At 72.3% G+C, this 23631-nt stretch carries 16 protein-coding genes; 7 read left to right on the forward strand and 9 right to left on the reverse strand.

Annotated elements, in window-relative coordinates; genetic code table 11:
* Positions 1-8: 8 nt before the first annotated feature.
* Both ABGB14_RS03415 and ABGB14_RS03420 read right to left on the reverse strand, forming a co-directional pair.
* Positions 9-1520: an alpha-L-fucosidase gene (locus tag ABGB14_RS03415; RefSeq protein ID WP_347642025.1), complete on the reverse strand. Its 1512-nt coding sequence runs from the start codon at positions 1518-1520 to the stop codon at positions 9-11.
* Positions 1517-3592: a beta-galactosidase gene (locus tag ABGB14_RS03420; RefSeq protein WP_347642026.1), complete on the reverse strand. Its 2076-nt coding sequence runs from the start codon at positions 3590-3592 to the stop codon at positions 1517-1519. Before ABGB14_RS03420 ends, ABGB14_RS03415 begins: the two co-directional genes overlap by 4 nt.
* A 222-nt stretch (positions 3593-3814) precedes the next feature.
* Here ABGB14_RS03420 and ABGB14_RS03425 point away from each other — a divergent pair, with 222 nt between their 5' ends.
* Both ABGB14_RS03425 and ABGB14_RS03430 read left to right on the forward strand, forming a co-directional pair.
* Positions 3815-6829 carry a glycoside hydrolase family 2 TIM barrel-domain containing protein gene (locus tag ABGB14_RS03425; RefSeq protein WP_347642027.1) on the forward strand — a complete coding sequence of 1005 codons (3015 nt, stop codon included), beginning with the start codon at positions 3815-3817 and terminating at the stop codon, positions 6827-6829.
* Positions 6826-8505 carry an acyltransferase gene (locus tag ABGB14_RS03430; RefSeq protein ID WP_347642028.1) on the forward strand — a complete coding sequence of 560 codons (1680 nt, stop codon included), beginning with the start codon at positions 6826-6828 and terminating at the stop codon, positions 8503-8505. Before ABGB14_RS03425 ends, ABGB14_RS03430 begins: the two co-directional genes overlap by 4 nt.
* A gap of 29 nt (positions 8506-8534) precedes the next feature.
* Here the strand turns inward: ABGB14_RS03430 and ABGB14_RS03435 are convergent, their stop codons facing one another.
* Complete coding sequence (locus ABGB14_RS03435; protein ID WP_347642029.1) at positions 8535-8672, reverse strand: hypothetical protein; 138 nt, start codon at positions 8670-8672, stop codon at positions 8535-8537.
* Between the two features lie 196 nt (positions 8673-8868).
* A complete protein-coding gene (locus tag ABGB14_RS03440; RefSeq protein ID WP_347642030.1) occupies positions 8869-9477 on the reverse strand; it encodes an NAD(P)H-dependent oxidoreductase in 609 nt (202 codons plus the stop codon).
* 111 nt (positions 9478-9588) lie between these two features.
* Here ABGB14_RS03440 and ABGB14_RS03445 point away from each other — a divergent pair, with 111 nt between their 5' ends.
* Both ABGB14_RS03445 and ABGB14_RS03450 read left to right on the forward strand, forming a co-directional pair.
* Positions 9589-10224: a TetR/AcrR family transcriptional regulator gene (locus tag ABGB14_RS03445; RefSeq protein ID WP_347642031.1), complete on the forward strand. Its 636-nt coding sequence runs from the start codon at positions 9589-9591 to the stop codon at positions 10222-10224.
* A gap of 303 nt (positions 10225-10527) precedes the next feature.
* Complete coding sequence (locus ABGB14_RS03450) at positions 10528-11055, forward strand: hypothetical protein (protein ID WP_347642032.1); 528 nt, start codon at positions 10528-10530, stop codon at positions 11053-11055.
* 72 nt (positions 11056-11127) lie between these two features.
* On the opposite strand, the gene ABGB14_RS03455 is transcribed toward ABGB14_RS03450, so the two are convergent.
* The 5 genes from ABGB14_RS03455 to ABGB14_RS03475 all read right to left on the reverse strand — a co-directional run bounded on the left by ABGB14_RS03455 (position 11128) and on the right by ABGB14_RS03475 (position 20393).
* Positions 11128-12825 (reverse strand): polysaccharide deacetylase family protein, encoded by a 1698-nt coding sequence (locus ABGB14_RS03455; protein WP_347642033.1) that lies wholly within the window; start codon positions 12823-12825, stop codon positions 11128-11130.
* A 91-nt stretch (positions 12826-12916) separates the two neighbouring features.
* The gene (locus ABGB14_RS03460) at positions 12917-14266 is read right to left on the reverse strand and encodes a glycosyltransferase (protein ID WP_347642034.1); all 1350 of its coding nucleotides are present in this window, start codon (positions 14264-14266) and stop codon (positions 12917-12919) included.
* A gap of 528 nt (positions 14267-14794) precedes the next feature.
* Complete coding sequence (locus ABGB14_RS03465; RefSeq protein ID WP_347642035.1) at positions 14795-15946, reverse strand: GDSL-type esterase/lipase family protein; 1152 nt, start codon at positions 15944-15946, stop codon at positions 14795-14797.
* Between the two features lie 11 nt (positions 15947-15957).
* A complete protein-coding gene (locus ABGB14_RS03470; protein ID WP_347642036.1) occupies positions 15958-18666 on the reverse strand; it encodes a family 78 glycoside hydrolase catalytic domain in 2709 nt (902 codons plus the stop codon).
* A gap of 8 nt (positions 18667-18674) precedes the next feature.
* A complete protein-coding gene (locus tag ABGB14_RS03475) occupies positions 18675-20393 on the reverse strand; it encodes a hypothetical protein (RefSeq protein ID WP_347642037.1) in 1719 nt (572 codons plus the stop codon).
* Positions 20394-20531: 138 nt separating this feature from the next.
* On the opposite strand from ABGB14_RS03475, the gene ABGB14_RS03480 reads away from it, so the two are divergent.
* The 3 genes from ABGB14_RS03480 (at position 20532) to ABGB14_RS03490 (ending at position 23586) form a co-directional block, all read left to right on the forward strand.
* Positions 20532-22424 carry a beta-L-arabinofuranosidase domain-containing protein gene (locus ABGB14_RS03480; RefSeq protein WP_347642038.1) on the forward strand — a complete coding sequence of 631 codons (1893 nt, stop codon included), beginning with the start codon at positions 20532-20534 and terminating at the stop codon, positions 22422-22424.
* Between the two features lie 230 nt (positions 22425-22654).
* Entirely contained in the window at positions 22655-23305 is a 651-nt protein-coding gene (locus ABGB14_RS03485; RefSeq protein ID WP_347642039.1) for a sigma-70 family RNA polymerase sigma factor, read from the forward strand.
* Between the two features lie 41 nt (positions 23306-23346).
* Positions 23347-23586: a zf-HC2 domain-containing protein gene (locus ABGB14_RS03490; protein ID WP_347642040.1), complete on the forward strand. Its 240-nt coding sequence runs from the start codon at positions 23347-23349 to the stop codon at positions 23584-23586.
* Positions 23587-23631 lie beyond the last annotated feature (45 nt).

Here is a 23631-nt window from a genome sequence, read left to right on the forward strand (position 1 = left end):
GGGGCTCCTCAGGTGACTTTGATCATGTACGCGGCCGTGGTGGGCGGCTCCGGCGGCAGGTCGGCGTAGAGGGCGTCGGGGGCCAGCCGCCAGCCGACGGGGCCGTGGCCGAGCAGCTCCACGGCGGCGGGGCGGCGCTCCAGCAACCCCGCCGCGGTGCCCAGGCCGGCGATCCTCGCCGTACGGTCGTCCGGCCAGGCGAGCAGGGTGGCGTACACGGCCTCGCCCTTGCGGGTGAAGCGGATGTCGCCCGGCCGGTACGGGCGCTCGGCCTCGTTGTAGCCCTCGTAGCCCTTGACCTCGCCCAGTCCCGTCGTGCCCTCGCTCGCGCGCAGCCAGGGCGTGGTGCCGTAGACGCCCTCGCCGCAGACCCGCAGCCAGCCGCCCACCTCGGCCAGGAGCGCGCGGGCGCGGGCGTCGACGGTGCCGTCGGCGTGCTGGGGGATGTTCAGCAGCAGGCAGCCGTTCTTGCTGACCACGTCGATCAGCGTGTGGATGATCTGCTGCGGGGTCTTGCGCGGATGGAACAGCGGGCCGTCGTCGGCGCAGTCGAACCACTCGCCGTCGCTGGTGTCGAACTGCCACGGGTGGGGCTGGGCCTCGTCGAGCTGGCGGCGCTCGCAGTCCATGACCACCGCGGTGCGGTCGGCGTCCGGCACGTCCTTGATCGTCACGATGCCGCCGGTCGGGCAGGTGTTGTAGTAGCGGGCCAGCAGCTCCAGCCCGGCCGTGCTGACCGGCTCCGACTCCACCACGCTGCCCGCGTCGAACGGCAGCCGGCCGTCGTCGAGATAGACCAGGTCAGGACGGTAGCGGTCGAGCGCCTCGCCGACCCGGGCGTAGAAGCGCTCGGCGACGTGCGCGGGCGGCCGGGCTCCCGGGTCGTGCCGCTGCGGGTAGAGGGTCGCGGGATCGAGGCCGTCCCACCAGGTGCCGGCGCCGTCGGCCCTGGTCAGCGCCCCGTCGTACGGCTCGCCCGTCTCGGGGTCGTTCCCGTGCGCCACGTCGAGCCAGCGCCACGTCCAGTTGTGGTGGAAGCTGAGGCCGAAGGGCAGCCCGGCGGCGCGGGCCGCGCGCTCCCACGCGCCGACGATGTCACGGCGGGGGCCGACGCGGGCGGCGGTCCAGTCGTGCTGCCGGGAGTCCCACAGGTCGAAGTTGTCGCAGTGGGTGGCCAGGGCGACGAAGTAGCGGGCGCCGCTGGAGACGTACAGGTCGATCAGCTCGTCCGGGTCGAAGCGCTCGGCGCGCCACCGGTGGAACAGATCCTTGGCGCCGCCCCTGCCGGGACGGGTGGGGCCGAAGTGGGCGCGGTGGTGGGCGTGCTGGCGCCCGGCGCGCCCGCGTTCCCACGGCTCCGACCAGGGTTGCATGCCGTAGAGGTGGCGGGCGTACCAGTCGCCGGAGCGGGCCACGGACTGCGGGCCCCAGTGCGACCAGATGCCGAACTTCGCCTCACCGAACCACGCGGGCACGCCGTGGCCGCGCAACGACTGCCAGTCCGGCAGGAAACCGTTCATGTGATCACCCGTACGTCGAAGGGGGCCAGCCGGAGCGGGCCCGGTTCTATCGGTTGGCGCCGGCCGGTGACCTCGACGGCCGGCCGGGTCACCGTCACCGCGCGCTCGCGCTCCGACCAGTTGTGCGCGAACCACAGCCGCCGGCCGCGCGCGTTGACCGCGGTGCGCACGGTGACCTGCGGCTGCGCCCCGGCAGAGATGAGGGCGGGGGACGCCCCGGCGGTGACCCGCGCGGCGATGCGCCGGAACAGGGCCGCCGCCGGCTCCCTCCCGGGCAGGGTGCCGACATAGGTCACCGTGCCGCGCCCGGCGCGGTGCTCGGTGACGGCGGGCCAGCGGCCGAAGTGGTGGTGCTCGTAACGGGCCAGCTCCTCGGCGCCCTCCAGCTCCAGCGCGTCCGCCCAATGGCGGGCCACCCCCTGCTCCCCGAGCCCGCGCACGGGAACGGGGTCGAGCAGCGTCGAGTACTCCAGGTAGCGCACCCCGGCCAGCTCGCGCAGCGGCCCCGGCGCCACCTCGGCCCGCGCCCGCGCCTCCTCGTCGGCGTACCCGGTGCGGAAGGTCAGCACCAGGTGCCCGCCGTCGCGCACGTATGCGGCCAGCGCTTCCGCCGTCGCGTCGGACAGGCAGTAGAGGGCGGGCGCCACCACGACGGGGAAGCGCCGGGCCCCGAACTGTTCGGGCGTCACGAAGCCCGCCTGCAGCCCCGCGTCGCTCGCCCCCTGGTAGAACGCCGCGACGATCCGCTCGTAGGAGTCGCGGTCGGGGATGCGCCCGTCGAGCGTGAGCGGCGGCTGGAACGCCAGCGCCCACTTGCTGTCGGGAGAGTGGAGGAACCCGGCGTCGGCGTCGGGGGTGAGCCCGGCGAGGTCGTCGCCCGCCCGGTCGAGCTCCGCGCCCAGCGCCGCGATCTCGTCGTAGATCCGGCCCGGCGTCATGGCGTGCCCGAGGATGCCGCCCCAGTACGTCTCGGCGCCGTCGTGCAGCGTGTTCCAGTGCCAGTACGAGATCATCTCCGCGCCGCGCGCGACCAGCGCCCAGGCCGCCTGGCGGAGCTGGCCGTCGTAGGGCGTGACGTTGAGCTGGGATCCGGCGATCGACGAGGCGTTCGTCTCGGTGACCCAGTAGCGGCGCTGCTTGGAGCCGTACATGCGGTCGGCCGCCTGGAACAGCGCGTCGGGCCCGGCGGCGAACCAGCCGATCTCGGCGGGCCGGTCCTCGGCGTCGCGCGTCAGCGCGTCCTGCGCCAGGTAGTAGGCGTTCCCGCTGGTGACGCTCAGGTGCTCGGACAGCCGTACGTCGTCCAGGGCCGGCCGCTGGTAGGCCAGGCACGTGGTGAGCGCGCGGTCGCCGGGCACCAGCTCCCGCACGAGCTCGGCCTGCCAGGCGATGAACCGGGTGGTGAGCTCGGCCTGGAAGCGCCGCCACGCGAGGTCGTACGAAGGGGTGGTGTTGCCGTCGGGGCGCCAGAGCTCGGCCCAGTCACCCAGGCGGTGCGACCAGTACGCCAGCCCCCATTCCTCGTTCAGCCGTCCGGCGTCGCCGTACCGTTCGGCGAGCCAGGCCGTGAACCGCTCGAACACCGGCTCGTTGTGGATGAGGTGCAGTCCCGGCTCGTTGTCGAGCTGGATCCCGATCACGGCGGGGTGGCCGCCGTGCCGGCCGACGACGGCGCGGATGACGCGCTCGGCGTGGCGCAGGAAGGCCGGCGAGGTGAAGTCGACCTCCTGACGCGCGCCCCACGGGATGCGGGCCCCGCCGGCGCGCACGACGGCCAGCTCGGGGTGCTTGCGCTGCAGCCAGGGCGGGATGGCGTACGTGGGGGTGCCCAGCAGCACGCCGATGCCGCGCTCGTGCGCCGCGTCCAGGACCGGCGTCAGCCAGTCGAGGTCGAACTCGCCGTCGCGGGGCTCCCAGGTGGACCAGACGGATTCGCCGACGCGGATGGTGTCGATCTTCGCCTGGGCCATCAGGTCGAGGTCGCGCTCGGGATCGGGGGCGCGGAGGTATTCGGGATAGTAGGCCGTGCCGAATCGGATGCCGGGGCTGCGGGTGGGGGGCGGTGGAGTCATGAGCTCCCCGAGGTCGTGACGGACCAATGGCGATCTTAAAACGATTTACCAGATGATATATTTATTCACGCCCTCATGTCAATGCCCTGAGGGTGCTTCGTTGCTGTCCCGTTTCCTGTGGCCCGTGTCCGGACGGCAGATCATCGAAGGCAAGAGAGGGATGGTGCCGGCGGAACGCCGCATATAGGCTTAAAACGTTTTGTCTCACGGAGGGACGTTCGGATGGTCGACTTCCACGAGGACCCCGGGCCCGGTTCCGGGCGGCGGGCGGCGCGCGCGGACTTCGTCTCCGACGCGCCGCGCCTGTCGCTCAACGGCCTGTGGCGCTTCCGCCTCTCGGGCACCGCCGCCGGAACGGGGCCCGCGCTGCCCGACCCGGCGCTCGACGACAGCGGCTGGGACACGATCAGGGTGCCGTCGCACTGGGTGCTGGAAGGGCACGACCGGCCCCTCTACACCAACACCGCCTACCCGTTCCCCATCGACCCGCCCCACCTGCCCGACGACAACCCGACCGGCGACTACCGGCTCCGCTTCGACCTGCCCCCGTACTGGCCCCCGTACTGGCCCCCGTACTGGCCCCCGTACTGGCCCCCGGATTGGCCCGCAGGCCGGACCGTGCTGCGGTTCCAGGGCGTCGACTCCTGCGGCACGGTGTGGCTCAACGGCGAACTGCTCGGGCACTCCAAGGGCAGCAGGCTGCCGTTCGAGTTCGACGTCACGGGGCTCGTGCGGGCCGGCGGCAACCTGCTCGCCGTACGCGTGCAGCGCTGGTCGTCCGGCAGCTACCTGGAAGACCAGGACATGTGGTGGCTGCCCGGCATCTTCCGCGACGTGGAGCTGCTGGCCAGACCCGAGGGCGGCGTCGACGACCTCACCGTCCGGGCCTCCTACGACGCCGCCACCGGCTCCGGAGCGCTCCTGGTCACCGCCGACGCCCCGGGCCTGGTCGAGATCCCCGAGCTCGGCATCGCCGTGCCCACGGGCGAAGAGGTCACGGTCGCGCACGTCGAGCCGTGGAGCGCCGAACACCCCCGCCTCTACCGCGGCACCCTGCGCGCCGCCGGCGAGACGATCGACCTGCCCGTCGGCTTCAGGACCGTCGAGACCGCCGGCGGCCGGCTGCTCGTCAACGGCAGGCCGGTGCTCTTCCGCGGCGTCAACCGGCACGAGCACGACCCGGTACGCGGCCGCTCGCTCGACCGCGCCACCATGATCCGCGACATCGAGCTGATGAAGCGGCACAACGTCAACGCCGTCCGCACCGCCCACTACCCGCCGCACCCCGAGTTCCTGCGGCTGTGCGACGAATACGGCCTGTGGGTCGTCGACGAGTGCGACATCGAGACGCACGGCTTCATCTACTCCGGCTGGGAGGGCAACCCGCCCGCCGAGCCGATGTGGCGCGACGCCCTGCTCGACCGCGCCCGGCGGATGGTCGAGCGCGACAAGAACCATCCCAGCGTGGTCATCTGGTCGCTCGGCAACGAGAGCGGGAGCGGGGCGGCGTTCGGCGACATCGAACGCTGGATCCGCGAGCGCGACCCCACCCGGCCGTTGCACTACGAGCGCGACCCGAGCTACCGCCACTCCGACTTCTACAGCCTGATGTACCCGTCACTCGACGACCTGGAGCGGATCGGGCAGCGCAAGGAGGAGACGCCGGACGGGGTGAGCGCGGAGTCGCCCGACGACGTGCGGCGGCGCGGGCTGCCGTTCCTGCTGTGCGAGTACGCCCACGCCATGGGCAACGGGCCCGGCTCACTGGCGGACTACCAGACGATCCTGGAGTCGTACGAGCGGTTCTGCGGCGCGTTCGTGTGGGAGTGGATCGACCACGGGCTGGCCGGGACCGACGAGCACGGCCGCCCCTGCCACCGGCACGGCGGCGACATCGACTACCAGCCGAACGGCGGCCGCTACTGCCTGGACGGGCTGCTGTTCCCCGACCGCACGCCCTCGCCGGGCCTGGCCGAGCTGCGCGCGGCCATCGCGCCCGTGGGGATCGCGGTGGACACGGTCGCGGGCGAGGTGGCGGTCACCAACAAGCACGACCTGATCGACCTGGCCCACCTGTCGTTCCGCTGGTCCGCGGAGGTGGACGGCGAGCCCCGGGACGGCGGGACGCTCTCGGTGCCGCACTGCCCGGCCCGCGAGACGGTGCGCGTTCCCCTTCCCGCCGTGGAGATGGGCGCGGAGGCGGGCGCGGAGGCGGGCGCGGAGGGCGAGACCTGGCTCACCGTCGAGGCGTCGCTCGCCGCCCCGGCCCGCTGGGCGCCCGCCGGCCACGTCATCGCCTGGACCCAGGCCCGGCTCGGCAACGCCTCCCACCGCCGCCCTCACGCCCGGTCCGCGAGCGTTCCCCCCTCCGCGGCCGGGGTGGTGACCCTGGGCGGGGCCGCGTTCGACGCGAGGACCGGGCGGCTGATCGGGCTGGGCGACGCCGAGCTCGACGGGCCGGTGCTGGACGTGTGGCGGGCACCCACCGAGAACGACCGCGGCCAGGGCCCCAGGAACGCGCTCGCCGCCGACTGGGAGGCCGTCGGCCTCGACCGGTTCCTGCACCGCACCGCGAGCGTCGAACGCCCGGACGACCGCACGCTCGTGGTGCGCGGCCGCAGCGGCCCGGCCACCCGTACCCTGGGCTTCCGCACCACGTACACCTGGCGATGGGGCCACGGCGCGCTCCACCTGACGATCGAGGCCGAACCCGTCGGCGACTGGCACGACACCGCCTACGGCCACCTCACCGTCACCCCGCCGCGCATGGGCGCCAGGTTCGCCCTCCCCGGCGGCTACACCGACGTCGCGTGGTTCGGCCGCGGCCCCGGCGAGTCGTACGCCGACAGCCTGGCCGCCGCCCGCGTCGGCCGCTTCGCCCGGCCGATCGACGACCTGCAGACCCCGTACGTCTTCCCGCAGGAGAACGGCAACCACGTCGAGACCCGCTGGCTGGAACTGTCGGGCGACGGCCTGCCGGCGGTGCGCGTGGACGGCGAGCCGCTCCTCGACTTCACCGCCCGCCGGTGGACCAGCGAGGCGCTGGCCGCCGCGCTCCACCCGCACGACCTGGCCGACTCCGGCCGGGTCTGGCTGAACCTGGACCACGGACAGCAGGGCCTCGGCAGCGCCTCCTGCGGCCCCGCCCTGCCCGAGCGGTACCGGCTGCCGGTCCGCCGCTTCACCTGGTCGATGACGCTGAGCTCCCCAGAGCCCTCGCGAAGGAGTTACCGATGACGTCGAAGTTCGACTTCTGCCCGTGGCTGTACTGGGACCACGCGACCGACGAGGACCGCCGCGCCCAGGAGGACCACCTGGCCGGGCTGCGCGCCAGGATCACCGTCGAGGCCGCGGAGAAGGTCTTCGTCTCCCCGCTGGCGGCCGTGCACGCCGACCGCCTGCGCATGGGCGACCACAGCTACATCGCCGCCCACGCCTACGTCACCGACACCCTCGTCATGGGCGACGACTGCACGCTCAACCCGTACGCCGTGGCGCGGGGCCGCGTCGTGCTCGGCGACGCCGTACGCGTGGGCGCCCACACGTCCCTGCTCGGCTTCAACCACGGCGTCGAGCCCGACCGGCCGGTGTTCCGCCAGCCGATCAGCTCGAAGGGCATCACCATCGGCGACGACGTGTGGATCGGCTCCAACGTCGTCGTCCTCGACGGGGTCACCATCGGCGACCACGCCGTCGTCGGCGCGGGCGCGGTCGTCACCAAGGACGTGCCCGCCTGGGCCATGGTCGCCGGCAACCCGGCCCGCCCCATCCGCGACCGCCGCACGGGGTCACGTCCGGGGGACGACCTGGAAGGGCTGCTCGCCGCCTTCGCCGACCGCGCCAGGGACCAGGCCGAGGCGGTGCTGGCCCGCTGCTGGACGGGCGAGCGGTACGTCGACCGCCCGGACGCCCCGCCCACCGTACGCGCCTGGTGCGACGCCGTGGAGATCGCCGACCTGCTCCTCGGCGGCCCGCCGCCGGTGCCCGCGCGCGAGGAGATCGTCGCCTTCCTGCGCGACCGCCAGGACCCCGCCACCGGCCTGATCCCGGAGATCGGCGCGCCCGGCTCGCCGGAACGGGTGGGGGCGGAGGACTCCGGCGCTCCCGGCTCGACGGACCCGGGAGGCGCCGGCCCGGAGCTGGAGGGTGTCACGGCCTACCACGTGCTCTGCGCCGGCTACGCGCTCGACCTGCTCGGCACCGGCTTCCGGCACCCCGTGCACGCCGTCCACGACCTCGCCGGCAAGGACCTGACCGCCGCGCTCGACGCCCTCGACTGGGACCGCGAGGCCTGGACGTCGGGCTCGGTGGTGGACGCCGTCGGCACCGGCCTCTACCGCAACCTCGCCGGTTTCGGCCTGCGCGGCGACCTCGAGACCCTGTACGGCTGGCTGCTCACCCGCTGCCGGCAGAGCCACGGCATGTGGGGCGAACCGGACTCCGACGCCGGCTGGCTGATGGTGGTCAACGGCTTCTACCGGCTCACGAGGGGCACGTACGCGCAGTTCGGGATGCCGCTGCCGTACCCCGAGCGGGCCGTCGACACCGTGCTCGCCCACGCCCGAGACCCCCGCTACTTCCACGGGGACACCGGCAACGCCTGCAACGTGCTCGACGTCATCCATCCGCTGTGGCTGGCGGGCAGGCAGACGGCGCACCGCCGCGAGGAGGGCGAGGCGTGGGCCCGGCGGCATCTGCGCCGCGCGCTGGGCGGCTGGCAGGACGGCGCGGGCCTCAGCTTCGCCCTCACCGGCGGCACCGGCGCGGCCCGCGTGCCCGGCCTGCAGGGCACGGAGATGTGGCTCGCCATCATCTGGCTCCTCGCCGACCACCTGGGCCTCTCCGGCGCCCTCGGCTACCGCCCCCGGGGCATCCACCGCCCCGAACCGGCGATCCACCTCCCGAACCGCTGACACGTCATTCCGGCGGCTCGTCCCGCGCATCACTGCCGGCCCGGCAGCGTGGCGGTCGTCCTGGCATCGGAGGTCAGCTGGTCGTGGGTGCGGACGGCGATCACGCACACGATGCTGATGACCGCCGCGAGCCCTCCGTACAACGCGACGGGCAGCCACGAGTCCATCCCGTTGAGCAGCGCGGTCGTGACGAAGAGGGCGATGCCGCCCGATGATGCCGGAGAACTGGAAGCTGTACGACGTGCCCGTGTAGCGCGTGGCCGGCGGGAACACCGACGAGTCGGCCTCCCGCCCACCCTCCTCGTCGCCGGCGTCTTCGGGTGTGGTGTGCATGAGAGTCGGCCGCGCCGCTGGGACGTGTGGTCAGGCCTCGGTCGTCGCGTCGCGCACCTGAGCCAGGGCCCGGCTCCACACGGTGACCTCCTCCACCAGCTTCGCCAGGTCACCGGCGTGGCGCTCTGCCGGGGCGAAGACGCCGGTGACGGTGGGTTCGGTGATGTCGATGCCGGTGTAGTCGAAGTCGGTGAAGGTGTTGAGCGTGACCTGGGCGGCGACGTCGGCGAGCTTGAAGTCGGCGGCGATCTGGCGCAGCTGCTCCACGGCGCGCACGCCGCCGACGGTCCCGTAGCTGACGAACCCGATCGCCTTGTGGTTCCACTCGTAGTACAGGTAGTCCAGTGCGTTCTTCAACGGACCGGGAACCCCGTGGTTGTACTCAGGGGTGACGATCAGATACCCGTCGAAGGAGGCGACAGTCTCGGACCAGCGCTTGGTGTGGTCGTGGGCGTAGACGCCCCAGGCGCCCGAGGCGGGCTCGTCGAGGACGGGGAGGTCGAAGTCGGCCAGGTCGACCAGCTCCAGCTCGACCCCCTCGGGGGCGGCCTTGCGGGCGGTGGTCAGGGTCCAGTCGGCCACGGCCTTGCCGCGGCGGTGGGTGCGGGTGCTGCCGATGATGACGGCGATGCGGGGCATAAGTTCTCCTCGATCAGATGGTAAAGTAGAACGACGACTTTACATTAGTGCAACGGCCGGAAAGAACGAGGAGTCATCGTGAGTCCAGAGGCAGATGCGCCCGGCGAGCCAGTGAGCAGGCTGCGGCCGGCGAAGCACGAGGCGATCATGGCCGGAGGCCTTGAGGTCTTCGCTCGCGACGGTTTCGCGCGGGCGAGCATCGATGCGATCGCGACCGCGTCGGGGGTCTCGACGCGCACGATCTACAAGCACTTCGCCGACAAGCCCGCAGTCTTCGCCGCTGTGATCGTGGATTCGGCAGGCCGGGTCGCTGAAGCTGAGATCGCACTCATCGACCGTCACCTCTCACCTGTGGAGACCGCAGAGGAGGTCGAGTCGGCACTACGGGCATTCGCCCTGGACTGGCTCGACGACGCCGGCGACTGGCTGGCCGGCATCCCGCACGCCACCGCGCACCGGGCCCTGATCGGCCAGGTCCGCGCCGAGGCCGGGCACCTGGGCACCGACGTCATCGCCGAGTGGTGGCAGGCCGGTGCCGGACGGGTCCGCGCCGAACTGTCCCGGATCTTCGCCGGGTGGGCTGAGGCCGGACTGCTGCGCATCGCCGATGCCGAGCGCGCCGCGGTGCACTTTTCCCGACTCGTCTCGGCCCTCCCGGGCCCGCCGGCCTCGCCCGTGTCAGTCACCGAGCGCGCGGCATGGATCGCCGAGGGTGTGGCCGTGTTCGTCCGCGGACACCAGCCATGACGGGAAGCGAGACCTCCCACGCCGCCGGCCCGGACCTGGGATCGCTTCGGCCATGGTCTTCACCATGGATCGCAACATGTCGGGGTCGTCGGTCTCGATCTGCTTCGCGCCTGTGACCAGGCCGAACTCGTACACCACTCCCGTGGACGCAACCCTCCCACCGCAGGGGGAGACCTGGCCGGCAATTCACCCTCACAGGGGAGGACGCGATGTGCAGGACGCATGTCGACTGGTCGCATGGGTTCCCCCGTGTTCTCTCGTCATCGTGCCGCGGCTCCCGTGCGACCTGGCACTCGTATCGTCGTGACCGCCCTGCTGGTGGCCTTGTGCTGCGTCGGATTCGCCGTCGTCAACGTCATCTTCGAGCTGACCGGCCGTTTCGACGGCGGCCCCTACGCCGCGTACGCATCAGGCCTTCTCGTGATGAACTGGCTCGTCGTCGTGCTGAAGCTGGTGGGCGCGGGTGCGGCGCTGTCGTCGATCGCCAACCGTCCCACGATCCTTCCCCCGGCGGTTCTGGGCGTGGTGTTGTGGAGCGCGTTCGCCCTGCTGTCCATCTACGCTCTCGGCGCCGTCGTTCAGGCGTTCGGCATGGCGCTGGGCCTGATGGGCTCGGCCGATCAGATCACCCTGGCCGGAGTCGGTTACGTGCTGTTCTTCACGCTGATGGCGATCGGATTCGGCGCCCTGGCGATCTCCTACTCGCGGCGCTTCGAGATCCGCAAGGGCGTCATCGCCCTCGGCGTCGTGGGCGGGCCCGTTGCGCTGGGGCTGCTCCTGCTGGCCGTGCCGATGCTCCTGACCGCCCTCGGCGTCATGCCCGCCGCCTGATGGGAGCTACCGGGTGTATCGGGCGATGACGGGGTCTTGCTTTCGTGGACCCCTCAACCGGTTTTCCAGGACTCATCGTCCTGGATTCCCGGGCTCTTCGGCTCGGGCCGAGCGTCCGGCTTCAGCGGATGTTGGCAGGTTTCCGCTCGGAGTCACGCGCAAGCCGGTGAAAACCGGCCAGCGCTGGCCGGTGCGGTCGCGAACGATCGACAGTGCGATGCCGCCGGTGTTGTCGGCGCCGTGGCGAGTGGGCGTGCTGAGCCGGATCGCTCCATCGACCAGCGCGACGATCCTGCTTCGTTGCACTGTGAGCATCACATGGTGCGTGGCACCGGGTGTAAGCGGGTGCTCGGCGAGGACGCGCCCGCCGCTCCGGCCGCGGATGAGCTGGGCCGTGTGAGTAGACAGCCGGATCGCCACCGGCGCCCGCCCGCCGATGCGGGCGTACAGGCTGGCGGTGTTCGTGTTCGCGGCAAGCCGGGACACCCGCACTTCCACGGCGTAGTGGTCCCAGTCCGCCGAGCCGTAGGGGGCGTAGGCGGCGTATCTGTAGGTGTCGCGGCCCGGCGGCGGGCGCCTGCCGGTCAACGGGAAGTCACCCTGCCCGACGGGCTTCCCGCTGACGGACGTCCACCGCTCGTGGTCTTCCAGCGGCATCCCGAGGGGAGGGATCTCGGTGCGCCGCATCACCTCGCGCATCAGGACGTCGGCCGTCGTGTCCGCCCGGACCTCCAACCGTTCGTACTCCTGCGCCGCCGAGGATCTGCGGCTGGGCGGCATCGGACGCGATGCGTGGTTGCTCATCGCCAGCGCGAAGGAGTCTTTGATCACGTGGTGGGTGAAGGCGGACGCGTGCCGTTCCGCCGCAGGCGTGAGAGTTTCGGTGGAGATCTTGGCTACGGTGGGACCCGCCCCGGAGCGGACCGAGAACTGCGTCGTGCCGGTCGATGGGTGCTCCGAGGGCCGCCCCTCGCCGGAGTCGGAGAAGGGGTAGGAGAACAAGACCGGCCGCGGCAGCCCATGCTGTTCGAACGCGCGGAACGCTGCCGCGAAATCGGCTCGGATGCGCGCTTGGTAGCGGGCGAGACTCTCCCACTCACCCGCCGCGGCGTAGTAGACCCGGTTGGTCAGCAGCGACCCGGTCCGCCCGTCGGGCCCAATCGCGACCCGGGCGTGCAGGTCGTGGGTGTGACTCTGGAAGTCCCATCGTCCCGATGCCGCCATCCGGGAGATCTCCTCCCAGGACAGGTAGTACGGCCTGCGGCCTACCAGGCCGGTGATGAGGAACGCCGAGGCCCGCATGCCATGACGGGCCAGAATCGCATCGCCGTAGATCCACAGACCGCGCGCCCCGTCGTCGAACGTGATCACCACCGAACGTCGCGGCACCGATCCGCCCTGCGCGTATGCGGCCACCTCCGCGGCCGACAGCGTTTCGTATCCCGCCGCGCGCAAGGCACTCATGTGCGACTCGAACTGCTGCGGCGTCACCGTGTACGGGCCGCCGCCGCCGGGGCGGATGTCGTGGTAGGTGAGGACAACCGGTGCGGCGCGGTCGGGCAGGCCGGCGGCCAGGCCGCGCCAGCCGGCCACCACGTTGGCCGGGAGCGGGCCAGGGCTGGTGGTCTCCTGTTTGGCGACCGACCTCAGATGCTCGTGCAGCCGCCAGGACAACACGAAAGGCGCGGCCAATGCCGCCAGCGCCAAGAGCGTGAGGCTCGCCCTGACCACCCGCACGGCGGCGCTGCGTCCGGTCACAGGATCTGCCACGGCAGCCACCCTCCTCGGCTGAGCACGAACACGTACAGTGCGCCGATCGCCATGGCGAGCAGCACCCCGGCGACAGAGCTGAGCAGCCGCTTCACGAAGCGCCCCGGAACCAGATCTTGCGCCGGATCGTCACGGCGGCATACGGCAGCAGCCACGACAGCAGCACCGAGGACAGTAGGCTCATCACCAGCCGATAACGCCAGCGCGATGAGCCGTCCTCACCGAACTTGAACGCCATGCCCCAGAAAAATCCTTTGATCACCACTCCGGACAGATACAGCAAGGTCATCAGCCACAAGCCGTTGAGCGGCGCCCACAGCAGGTGGCGGAGCACGAGCACCGGTGCGGCGAGCACCCACAGCACGTGCCCGTAATACAGCGCGGCGGCCCCAGCCCCGCGCCTCCAGATGAACGTGCCAGTGAAGAAGAGGTTGCGGATGAAGCTTTTCTTCCATCGGATCTGCTGGCGCAGGAACGGCCGGAACCGTGCGGGCACCGTGGTCCAAACGCGGGCCGAGCGTACGTACGACGTGCGCCAGGCGAGCTCGGGGTAGTCGACGTCCTGCACGAACGGCGAATCGGCGTGTCGCCGCTTCAACTCGCGCCCACGGTATCGCTGGCCGAGGACATATCCGGTGAGCTGCCTGTCAGTGGCGAAACGGAACTCCGCGCCGAGAAAACGGTCCCCGGCCCAGGCGGGGAGGTAGTTGTAGATGGCGTCCCGGCGGAAGACCGCGAGTGGCCCGGAGACGCAGACGACCGCCCCGAAGACCGACTCGGCCGCCTTGATCACGCGGAATTGGCCCTCGTACCACACGTCCTGCGCACGCGAGAGCATGCTCTGCTCGGCGTTGAGTGCGCGCGCGTGCCCGCTGACCGCGCCCAGTTCGGGATGCTGAACGAGCGCGGTGACGCAGCGGGACAGGGCGTCTGCGGCCAGCACGCAGTCGGAGTCGGTGAAGGCGATCACGTTCCCCGTGGCATGTTCCATGCCGCGGACGAGCGCCCGTTTCTTGCCCACGTTCTCCTCCAGGAAGAGGACCTCGATGGGCAGCTCGCGGGCGAGATCCCGCAGGACGTCCGGGGTACCGTCGGCAGAAGCATCGTCCACCACGATGACCTGCACACCGTCGATGTCGCCCGCCACCATGGAACGCACGCACGCCTCGATGCCCGACTCCTCGTTGCGCACCGCGACCAGGAAACTGACGGTGGGCTGAGCGGGCAGCGGGACGAACAGGTCCGTGTCGCGGCCGCGGCGGTGTGTGCGTGGCGGATGCACGGCCGGGTCGGCGTACCTGGTGTAGGCGAGATAGAAGATCACGATCGTGGAGGTGAGCACCAGGCAGCCGTAGCTGAGCAGGAGGGGAGCCTGGAGCAGGTACGGGATGGCGCGGCCGAGGAGCAGGAGCAGCGGGAACAGCAGTACCAGCGTCGCCACCCGCCGGATGCCGTGCTGTATGCCGTGGTCCAGGCGGCGTAGCCGATCACGGATCCGTTCCGCCCGCGGTCGGCTGGGCGCAAAACACTCCTGGGATCTTCGGGGGCAGGGCGCGTCAGAAGGGGTGGCAGCAGGCGGAAGAACGGATGGATGTCGCACGATATTCCCGGTGCTGGGCTTCGAAGCATCGCCAGTTGATCGAGCAGGACCCTAGCCAGTGCCACTGAGGCCGGAGGGGAGCGACACCATGATTTTGCAGAAGACAGGCTCCCGCAAAGTGTCTGATCTCCTGTGGCGCGGTCAGTTCGTGTTGCAGCCGCGTTGCGGCCCGGCGGCCGGGATGCCGCAGGAGAGCGCCTACTTGCGCACGCGCTGACGACTGCCCATGCATGGCCGATCAGCACGATCCGCCGCCGTACCTTCGGTCGGATCCTCGAAGCCCTGCCTGAGAAGGCTCGCGCTCTGGATGCTGCCCGAGAGCTGCGCACCTTGACGACCGCACCTGCGGGCGGCGCGTAGCGCATGACGTCAACGGCCGAATGTGCCGTGAACTCTTTTCAGCGGCGCCTCAGCCGCGGCGGCCATCGCCCGGTGGCCGGCCGCGCTCGGGTGGAGGTGGTCGCCGCAGTCGTGGCAGGGGAGCAGGCGGGCAGGGTCGGCGGGGTCGCGGAGGGCGGCGTCGAAGTCGGCCACGCCGTCGAACGCGCCCCCGCGCCGGACGTACGCGTTGACCTGCTGCCGGGCCCGTTCCCCCTGCTCGGTGTGGTATTCCGCGCCCGCGAACGGGGTGAGCGTGCCGCCGACCACGCGGACCCCGGCGGCGCGGGCTGTCGCTGCGATGCGGGCGTACGCGGCGACGAGGTCCTCGGCCCGCGCGCCCGCGCCGAGGTCGTTGAGCCCGGCCAGCAGGATCACGGTGCCGATGCCCGGCTTGGTCAGCACCTCGGCGGCCAGGCGGGCCTCGGCGGAGCGTCCGGTGCCCGCCGCCAGCACGCGGCCGCCGGAGACGCCCTCGTTGACCACGGCCATCGGGGGAGACCCGCGTACGGCCGGGTCGGCGAGGAGGTCCACCCAGCCGTGGCCGGTCTCGGAGCCGACACCGGTGGCGATCGAGTCTCCCAGCACCGCCACGGTCGACACGGGGGCGGGCGCGGTGACCGTCAGCGCGTCCAGCCAGTGCCAGACCGCCACCTCCTCGGTGAACGCCTCCGAGCCCTCGTCGGCGGCGTGATCACCGGGGATCGACCGGTAAGCCGGCGCGGTGGCGGGTTCCGGCGGCCGCTCCATGCCGGTGCCGGGCGGCGGGTAGGCGGGGGCGGTGGCGCGGTTGCGCCCGGTCAGGACGCCGGCCTCGCCGCGGACGTGCAGGCTGATGGCGAGGCGGCGGCGCGGGCGCACCCGTACGGGGAGCGGGTCGCTGAGGGTCGTCGCGCCCGGTGCCACCGTCACCTCGGGGCTCCCGCCGAACGCCAGCATCCGGTTCGACCCCGGCTCCAGCGCCGCCCCGGCCAGCGGGACGCCCACGTGGACGTGCCCGAACGTCACGGGCCGGTCCCCGAAGGCGTTGGTCAGCCGGACGCGCAGGCCGCTCCCGCCCACGGTGGTCCGCACGACGTTGCGCACGGTCAGGTCACGCAGGCCGCCGCCGAGGCGTTCCGCGGCGGCGGCCCACGTGGTCACCGGCCGGTGCGTCACCGTCCCCACGACGCGGTGAACGTGTACCGGCCGGAGCCGACCCGGCACACCGAAGCGGCTTCGGTCGACTCGATCACGTCGATGCCCGCGGCGGCAAGCGGCGCGCCGGACTCGCGGACCGACGACGGGTCCGTGGTGGGCACGTGGACGGTGGCGAGCGCGCCCGGCGGGACGCGCACCTCCAGCGTCAGCTCGCCGCCGGAGATCTCCCACCGGCTGCTCAGCCGCCCCAGCGGCGTGTCGTACGCCGCCGCGGCCCACCGCAGCCGGCCGCCGGGCAGCGGCCGGACGAGCGGCCGCCGGTATCCCACCGAGTCCTCCTCCTGCCCGATCCCCGCCACCCCGCTGTACAGCCACTCGCCCACCGAGCCGAGCGCGTAGTGGTTGAAGGAGTTCATGGCGACGGGCCCGAAGCCGTTCTCCTCCGTCCAGCCGTCCCACCGCTCCCAGATCGTGGTGGCCCCGCGCTTGATCGAGTAGCCCCAGGACGGGTAGCGGTCGTCGTGCAGCAGGTCGTAGGCGAGGTCGTGGTGCCCGTACGCGGACAGGACGGGCCCCAGCAGCCCCACGCCGGCGAACCCGGTGGTCAGCCGCCGCCCCCGCCGCTCCAGGTCGGCCACCAGGTGTCCCACGGCGGCGGGCACCAGCTCGTCGGGGACGAGCCCGTGCGCGAGCGCGAGCAGGTATCCCGTCTGCGTGTCGCCCGAGACCCGCCCGTCGGCGGAGACGAACTCGCCTGCGAACGCCTCCCCGATCCGCGCCCGCAGCCCCGCGTACCGTTCGGCGACGTCCGCGTGACCCAGCACGGAGGCGGCCCGGGCGGTGAGGCCGGCGCTCAGCGCGAAGTACGCGGTGGCCATCACGTCGCGGGAGGTCCGCACGCCCGCCTGCAGCCAGTCGCCGTAGTGGCTGCCCACCCGGTCGCGCCAGATCAGGCCGGGGTTGTGGCGTTCGACGTGGTCGACCCACCGGCGCATGCTGGGCAGGCTGTCGCGCAGGATCCGCTCGTCGCCGTAGACCCGGTAGAGGTGCCACGGCACGACGGTGGCGGCGTCGCCCCAGCCGGGGGCGCCGTGCCGCTCCGTCATCACGTGCGGCACCACGTCGGGCACCGCGCCCTCGGCGGTCTGCGCGCAGCGCAGGTCGGCCAGCCAGCCGGTGAAGAACGCGGCCACGTCGGCGTTGTAGCAGGCGGTGGGCAGGAACACCTGCGCGTCGGCGGTCCAGCCGAGCCGCTCGTCCCGCTGCGGGCAGTCGGTCGGCACGGACACGAAGTTGCCCCGCTGGCTCCACCGGATGTTGCTCGTGAGCCGCCGCACCATGTCGTCGGAGCAGGAGAACTCGCCGGCGACCGGCGTGTCCGAGTGCATGGCCCGGCCGACCAGGTCGACGTCGGCGTGCCCGGTGACCTCCACGTACCGGAAGCCGTGGACGGTGAAGCGCGGCTCGAACGTCTCCTCCGGCCGTCCCGCGGCCACGTAGTGGTCGGTCGCCTCGGCCGAGCGCAGGTTGGCGGTGTAGAGGCCGCCGCCGTCGTCGAGCGTCTCGCCGTGGCGCAGCGTGACGCGGGTGCCGGCCGGGGCGCCGCGCAGCGTCAGCCGCACCCGGCCGGCGATGTTCTGCCCCAGGTCGACGATGGTGCGGCCGTCACCGTCCCGCCGGGTCTCGACGGGCACGAGGTCCTCGGTGACGCGGACGGGCTCGGCCGCGGCGGGCACGAGGACGTCGTGGCGGGTGTCGACGACGCGGGCGGGGGCCCACGACGAGTCGTCGAAGCCGGGCAGGTCCCAGCCGGGCTGCTCCAGGCGGGCGTCGTACCACTCGCCCATCAGCAGGTCGGCGTAGCGCAGCGGCCCGGTGCTCTCCCGCCAGCTCCCGTCGGTGCCGACGACCGTGCGCGAGCCGTCGGCGTGGTCGGCCACGAGCTGGACGAGCAGTTCGGGACGTCTGCCGTAGCGCTGGGCCTGCTGCCGGCCGTCCCAGCCGAGGCTGCCCGACCACCAGCCGTCCGCGAGCACCGCCCCCACGCAGGCGGGGCCGTCGCCGATCAGGTCGGTGACGTCGTACACCTGGTACGGGACGCGGTAGCGGTAGTCGGTCCAGCCGGGGGTCAGCTCGCCGTCGCCCACCCGGTGGCCGTTGACGCGCAGCTCGTACAGGCCGCGGGCGGTGCACGCGACGCGTACGGCGGTCACCGGCGACAGGTCGACGACGCGCCGGAAGTAGCGGGGCGCGGGCAGCGACCCGGTGCGTACGCTGCGGGGCTCACGGTCGTCGGCGGGCGGTTCGAACGGCGGCAGGGTCTCCGGGTCGTGGCCGATCCAGGCGGCCGCCCACTCGTCCGGGTGCAGCACGCCGGTGCCGAACCACGACTCGGCCGCCGCCGTCCCGCCATCCGCGGAGCGGACCTGGACCTGCCAGGTGTAGCGGGCGAACGACGCCAGTGGCGCGCCTCCGTAGCAGGCGCTGGTGTCCTCGCCGTCGATCCAGCCGCTGTCCCAGGCGGGAGCGCCGCCGGCGCGGACCGTGATCCGGTACGCGGCCTGCGCGTCGCCGCGCCGGTCGGATGCCAGCCGCCAGCTCAGCCTGGGCTCGCGGGTGGCGATGCCCTGCGGGGTGGCGAGGTGCTCGCAGCGCAGGTCGTACGGGTGCAGCGCGGCGCCGGCGGGAACCGCGGGGAGAGTCCATCCGTTCACGGTGCTCATCAGGGTGCTCACCAGGCCCATTCCGTGGCCGGCCGGGCCAGCGTGTAGTCGCGCCGTGGCGCGGTGGGGTGGATCTTGCGCCCGCTGTACATCGGCCGGGCGGTGCCCTCGGGGCTGATGCCGATCACGTCGTCGCCGCGCCAGCGCACCTGGAACTCCCGGCCGGAGGCGACCTCCGTGCTCGTCGACTCGGGTACGGGGAACGTGACGGTGATCCGCTCGCCCCGCCTGGGCGCGCGGACGGACAGGTAGCCGTCGGGCGCCCACGCCCCCGTCTCGGTCCCGCCGAACCCGTCGCCGTCGCGGGTCACGCGCACCTTGGCGTACCCGGCCCATTCGGGCACCCGCATCCGCAGCTCGCGCAGGTCCTGGTGCACGTCAAGGTCGACGCGGCCCTCGTGGGGGAGGTGGCTGAGCACGGTGACCCGCTCGGTGGCCCGGGTGAGCAGCAGGTTGATCCGCACGTCACGGTCGTCGCCGGTGACGATGGAGTTCCACCCCCAGAACAGCCCGCGCAGGCCGGAGCCGACGCAGCAGGCCTGCACGTCGGCGGTGTGCCCGCGGCCCAGCTCGATGTCGCAGACGTAGTCGTTGGGCGCGCCGTACCCCGCGAAGGCGCCGCGCACCCGCTCGCCCACCCGCACGTGCGTCACCCAGCCGGGCTCGTCGCCCGAGGTGTCGGGGGCCGACTCGACCCAGCTCAGGTCGAGCAGCTGGGACTCGACGAGGTGGTTGCGCAGGAACCGCTCCACCACGCCCCAGTAGGCGGTGTGCCCTGACCGGGCGAGCGTGACGCCGGTGCCGATCAGGTCGACCAGTGAGCAGCTCTCATGCTCGTAGCGCTGGCCTTCGAGGTCGCCGGGCGTCCAGCCGAACCTGGTGGCCTGGGTGAGCGCCCAGTCGTAGGAGCGGCGTACGAACGCGGTCAGCTCGTGGTCGCCGGTGTGGCGGGCGTAGCGGGCCAGCCCTTCGAGGGTGCCGAGGCGGGTGTGGAAGTGGCCGCTGCGGTAGGCGCGGGCGGCGTTGAAGCTGCCGTCCTCGTGGTAGACGCCGCTCTTGTGCACGATCAGCCGGGCGAACCAGCCGCACAACTCCAGCGCGTCCTCGTTGCCGGTCGCCTGGTGGTAGCGGAGCAGCGGCATGATCAGCCGGCCGCTGAACGACGCCGGGTCGGGGGCCAGGTGCAGCGCGATGGCGTTGGGGGAGGGCCAGCCGTCGGGGGTGTACTCGGAGGCGGGGTAGAACCAGACGTCCCGCTCCTTGATCGCGATCCGCTTGAGGGCGGCCACGTGCCGGTCGGCCAGTTCCTTGGCCCTGGGGTCGCCGTCGGAGACGTACCACGTGGTGAGCGACAGGAGCACGGCCCGCTGGTCGATGAGGTTGGCGTTCGGGGCCCAGCCGGCCTCGGGGCGGGCCCGCCGGTAGCTCAGCCCGTCGGGGCCGAAGAAGCTCGTCAGCCGGCGCCGGAAGCCGTCCTCGACCTCCCGCCAGGTGTCCTTGCCGGTCATGTGCCTGGCGAGCAGGCACGCGTCGAGCAGCCGGCCGTGGCTGGAGCCGTAGTCCCAGTCGCCGTGCCGCAGCGCCGCGGGGCGGGCGAGCAGGTCGGCGCTGAAGTACGGAATGCCGTCCATGCCCGTGTCTGGGTCGGTGTCGGGCAGTCCGGCCACCGCGTTCATCGCCAGCTCGGCCCGCTCTTCGAGCAGCACGGTGTCGGGGATCTCTGGCATGGCCATCCCTTCGTCGCACATAAATATTCAACTGTGCATAGATGTCGCATTCAGCCTGCTTCGCCGGTTGACTCGCGTCAAGGCGTGCATAAATATTCGTATCTTGTTGGATATGTATCGCTGGGAGAGGATGGTGGCATGAGCGTTGATCCGGTGGTGCGGCCAGGTGCTGGTGCGGCGGTGACCCTGCGGCCCGTGACGGGAGCCCGCCTGCGGGACGGGTTCTGGGGGGCGCGGCAGCGGGTCAACCGCGAGGTGACGATCCCGCTGGGCGGCGAGCGGGTGCACGAGTCCGGCGCCTTCGACAACCTGCGGCAGGCCGCCCGCGGTGGCGGAGGGGAGCACCCCGCCGAACACGGGGGGAAGATCTTCGCCGACTCCGACGTCTACAAGTGGCTGGAGGCGCTGGCCTGGGAGCGGGGCAGACGCGAGGACGACGGCCTCGCCCGGTCGTACGCGCAGGCGTCGGAGCTGGTCGCCGCCGCGCAGTGCGCCGACGGCTACCTCCACACGCACACCCAGCTCACCGGCCGGCGACGCTATTCCGACCTGGCCTCCAGCCATGAGCTCTACTGCGCGGGCCACCTCATGCAGGCCGCCGTCGCGGGCCGGCGCGCCACCGGCGACGAGACGTTGCTCCGGGTGGCCGCCCGCTTCGCCGACCACCTGGCCAAGGACCTCCCCGCCGACGCGCTCGACGGGCATCCCGAGGTCGAGATGGGCCTGGCCGAGCTGCACCGCGAGACCGGCGTGCCCGCGTACCTCGATCTCGCCGCCCGCCAGGTGGCCGCGAGGGGCCGCTCGCTCATCCAGCTGAAGGGCCACCACGGCCCCGGCTACCGGCAGGACCGCGTGCCGGTCGCCGAGGCCACCACGGTCGAGGGGCACGCGGTGCGCGCGATGTACCTCGCCGCGGGGGCGACCGACGTCGCCGTCGAGACCTCCGACCTCGACCTGCTCGCCGCCCTCCACCGGCAGTGGCGCGACATGGTGGCCACCAAGACCTACCTGACCGGCGGTCTCGGCTCCAACTGGTACGGCGAGGCGTTCGGCGGCCACCACGAGCTGGCGCCCGACACCGCGTACTGCGAGACCTGCGCGGCGATCGGCAGCATCCAGTGGTCGTGGCGGATGTTGCTGGCGACCGGCGACGCCGCGTTCGCCGACCTCATCGAGCGCACCCTCTACAACGCCGTGCTGCCCGGCGTCTCGCTCGACGGCGAGCACTTCTTCTACGTCAACGCGCTGCGCGTGCGCGCGGGCGCCGACCCCGACGACCTGCGCGCCCCCGCCCGGGGCCGGCAGGGATGGTACGGCACCGCCTGCTGCCCGCCGAACGTGATGCGCCTGTTCTCCTCCCTCGACCACTACCTGGCCACCGGCGACGGCGACGGCGTCCAGCTCCACCTGTACGCGCCCGGCACCGTGCGCGCCGGCGGCGTGCTGCTCGAGGTGGAGACCGGCTACCCGTGGACCGGCCGCGTCGAGATCGTGGTCAGGGAGACCCCCGACCAGCCGTGGACCCTGTCGGCCCGCATCCCCGCCTGGGCCGACGCGGCCGGGATGGACGGGCGGCCGGCCGAGCCGGGCGGCTACCACCGCGTGCGCAGGGCGTGGCGGCCGGGCGACCGGGTGGTGCTCGACCTCGGGATCCGGCCCCGGCTGACGGCCGCCGTGCCCCGGCTCGACGTCGCCCGCGGCCAGGTCGCGGTCGAGCGCGGGCCGCTGGTCTACTGCCTGGAGCAGGCCGACCACCCGGGGGTGATCGTCGACGACCTGTGCCTGGCCGCGGCGGACCTCCGCGACGCGAGCGCGGTCGCCGGGCTGCCCGCCGACGTGGTGCCGGTCACCGCGCGCGGCCGGGCCCACGTGCACCGGGAGGACGACGGCGGTTTCCCCTACCGCACCGCCGCCGCCCCCCAGGAGCCGGAGCACGCGGGCCCGGCCGATCTGACGTTCGTCCCGTACTACGCGTGGGCCAACCGCGGCGCCGGGCCGATGACGGTCTGGACGCCCATGCACCGGGCCTGACCCGCGTGCCGCGAGCGCGTCCGGCCGGACGCGCTCGCTCGCACGGCCGGCTCAGGCAAAGGAAACGTCATGATCTGTGATCACAGGTGGAAAACGGGTATGTCGTAGCGGCTGTTCGCGATGACTTCCGTGTGCGCCCGACGCAGAGCCCGAGAGCGGAGGCGGCCCCGGTGGAAGCGGTGGACGGCGGGATGTGATGATGTCCCCAACGCTACGGGGAGGAAGCGATCGTGGGGTCCCTCGCGGGCAGCGGGCTGCCCCCGGATGACGTCGTCGTCTCCGCTCTGCGGGCGGGCGACGAGGAGATGTTCGCGACGCTGCTCGACACCTGGGCGCGGGGCATGTTGCGGGTGGCCCGCTCCTACGTCTCCACCGACGACTCCGCGGAAGAGGTCGTGCAGGACACGTGGCTGGCGGTGATCGGCGCCATCGACGGTTTCGAGGGCCGCTCGTCCGTGAAGACCTGGGTCTACCGCATCCTCGTGAACACGGCGAAGAGGCGCAGCGTGCGCGAGAGCCGTACACTGCCGTGGAGCGCCTTCGAGCGGGACGCCGGCCCGGCCGTCGATCCCGCCCGGTTCAACGGGATCGACGCGGCCCTGCCGGGCAGCTGGAAGGAGGCACCCGCGGTCTGGCCGACGCCCGAAGGGCAGGCGCTCGCCGCGGAGGTGCGGGGCCTGATCGGCGAGGCGCTGGCGACGTTGCCGCCGCGGCAGCGCATCGTGATCACGCTGCGCGACGTGGAGGGATGCACCTCCGAGGAGGTGTGCGAGATCCTGGAGATCTCCGCCGTCAACCAGCGGGTGCTGTTGCATCGAGCCCGTACGGCGGTCCGCGAGTTGTTGGAGAGTTACTTCGAGTCGGTGAAGCAGCCAGAATAGGTGAAACGGTTCAATACGCAGAAGGTAAGGCGGTTAACGTCGTGAAGCGGTTCACGTGCGGCGAACTGGTTGAATCCATCACCGCTTACCTCGACGACGCCCTCGACCCGCCCGCTCGCGCCGCATTCGAGGCCCACGCGGCCTGCTGCGACGACTGCCGGCGCTACGTCCACCAGTTCCGCGTCACCATCCGGGCGGTCGGCGACCAGCCCCCGGAGAAGCTGTCGGGCCGCACGCGCGAGCGGCTGATGTCCGCCTTCAAGCAGCGCCGACAATCCTGACAATTCCCCCGTAACGCTCGCGCGGCCGGCGGCTCTATAGAGCTA

This window comes from Nonomuraea sp. B10E15 (assembly GCF_039871615.1).
In the GTDB taxonomy this organism is placed as follows: Bacteria; Actinomycetota; Actinomycetes; order Streptosporangiales; family Streptosporangiaceae; genus Nonomuraea.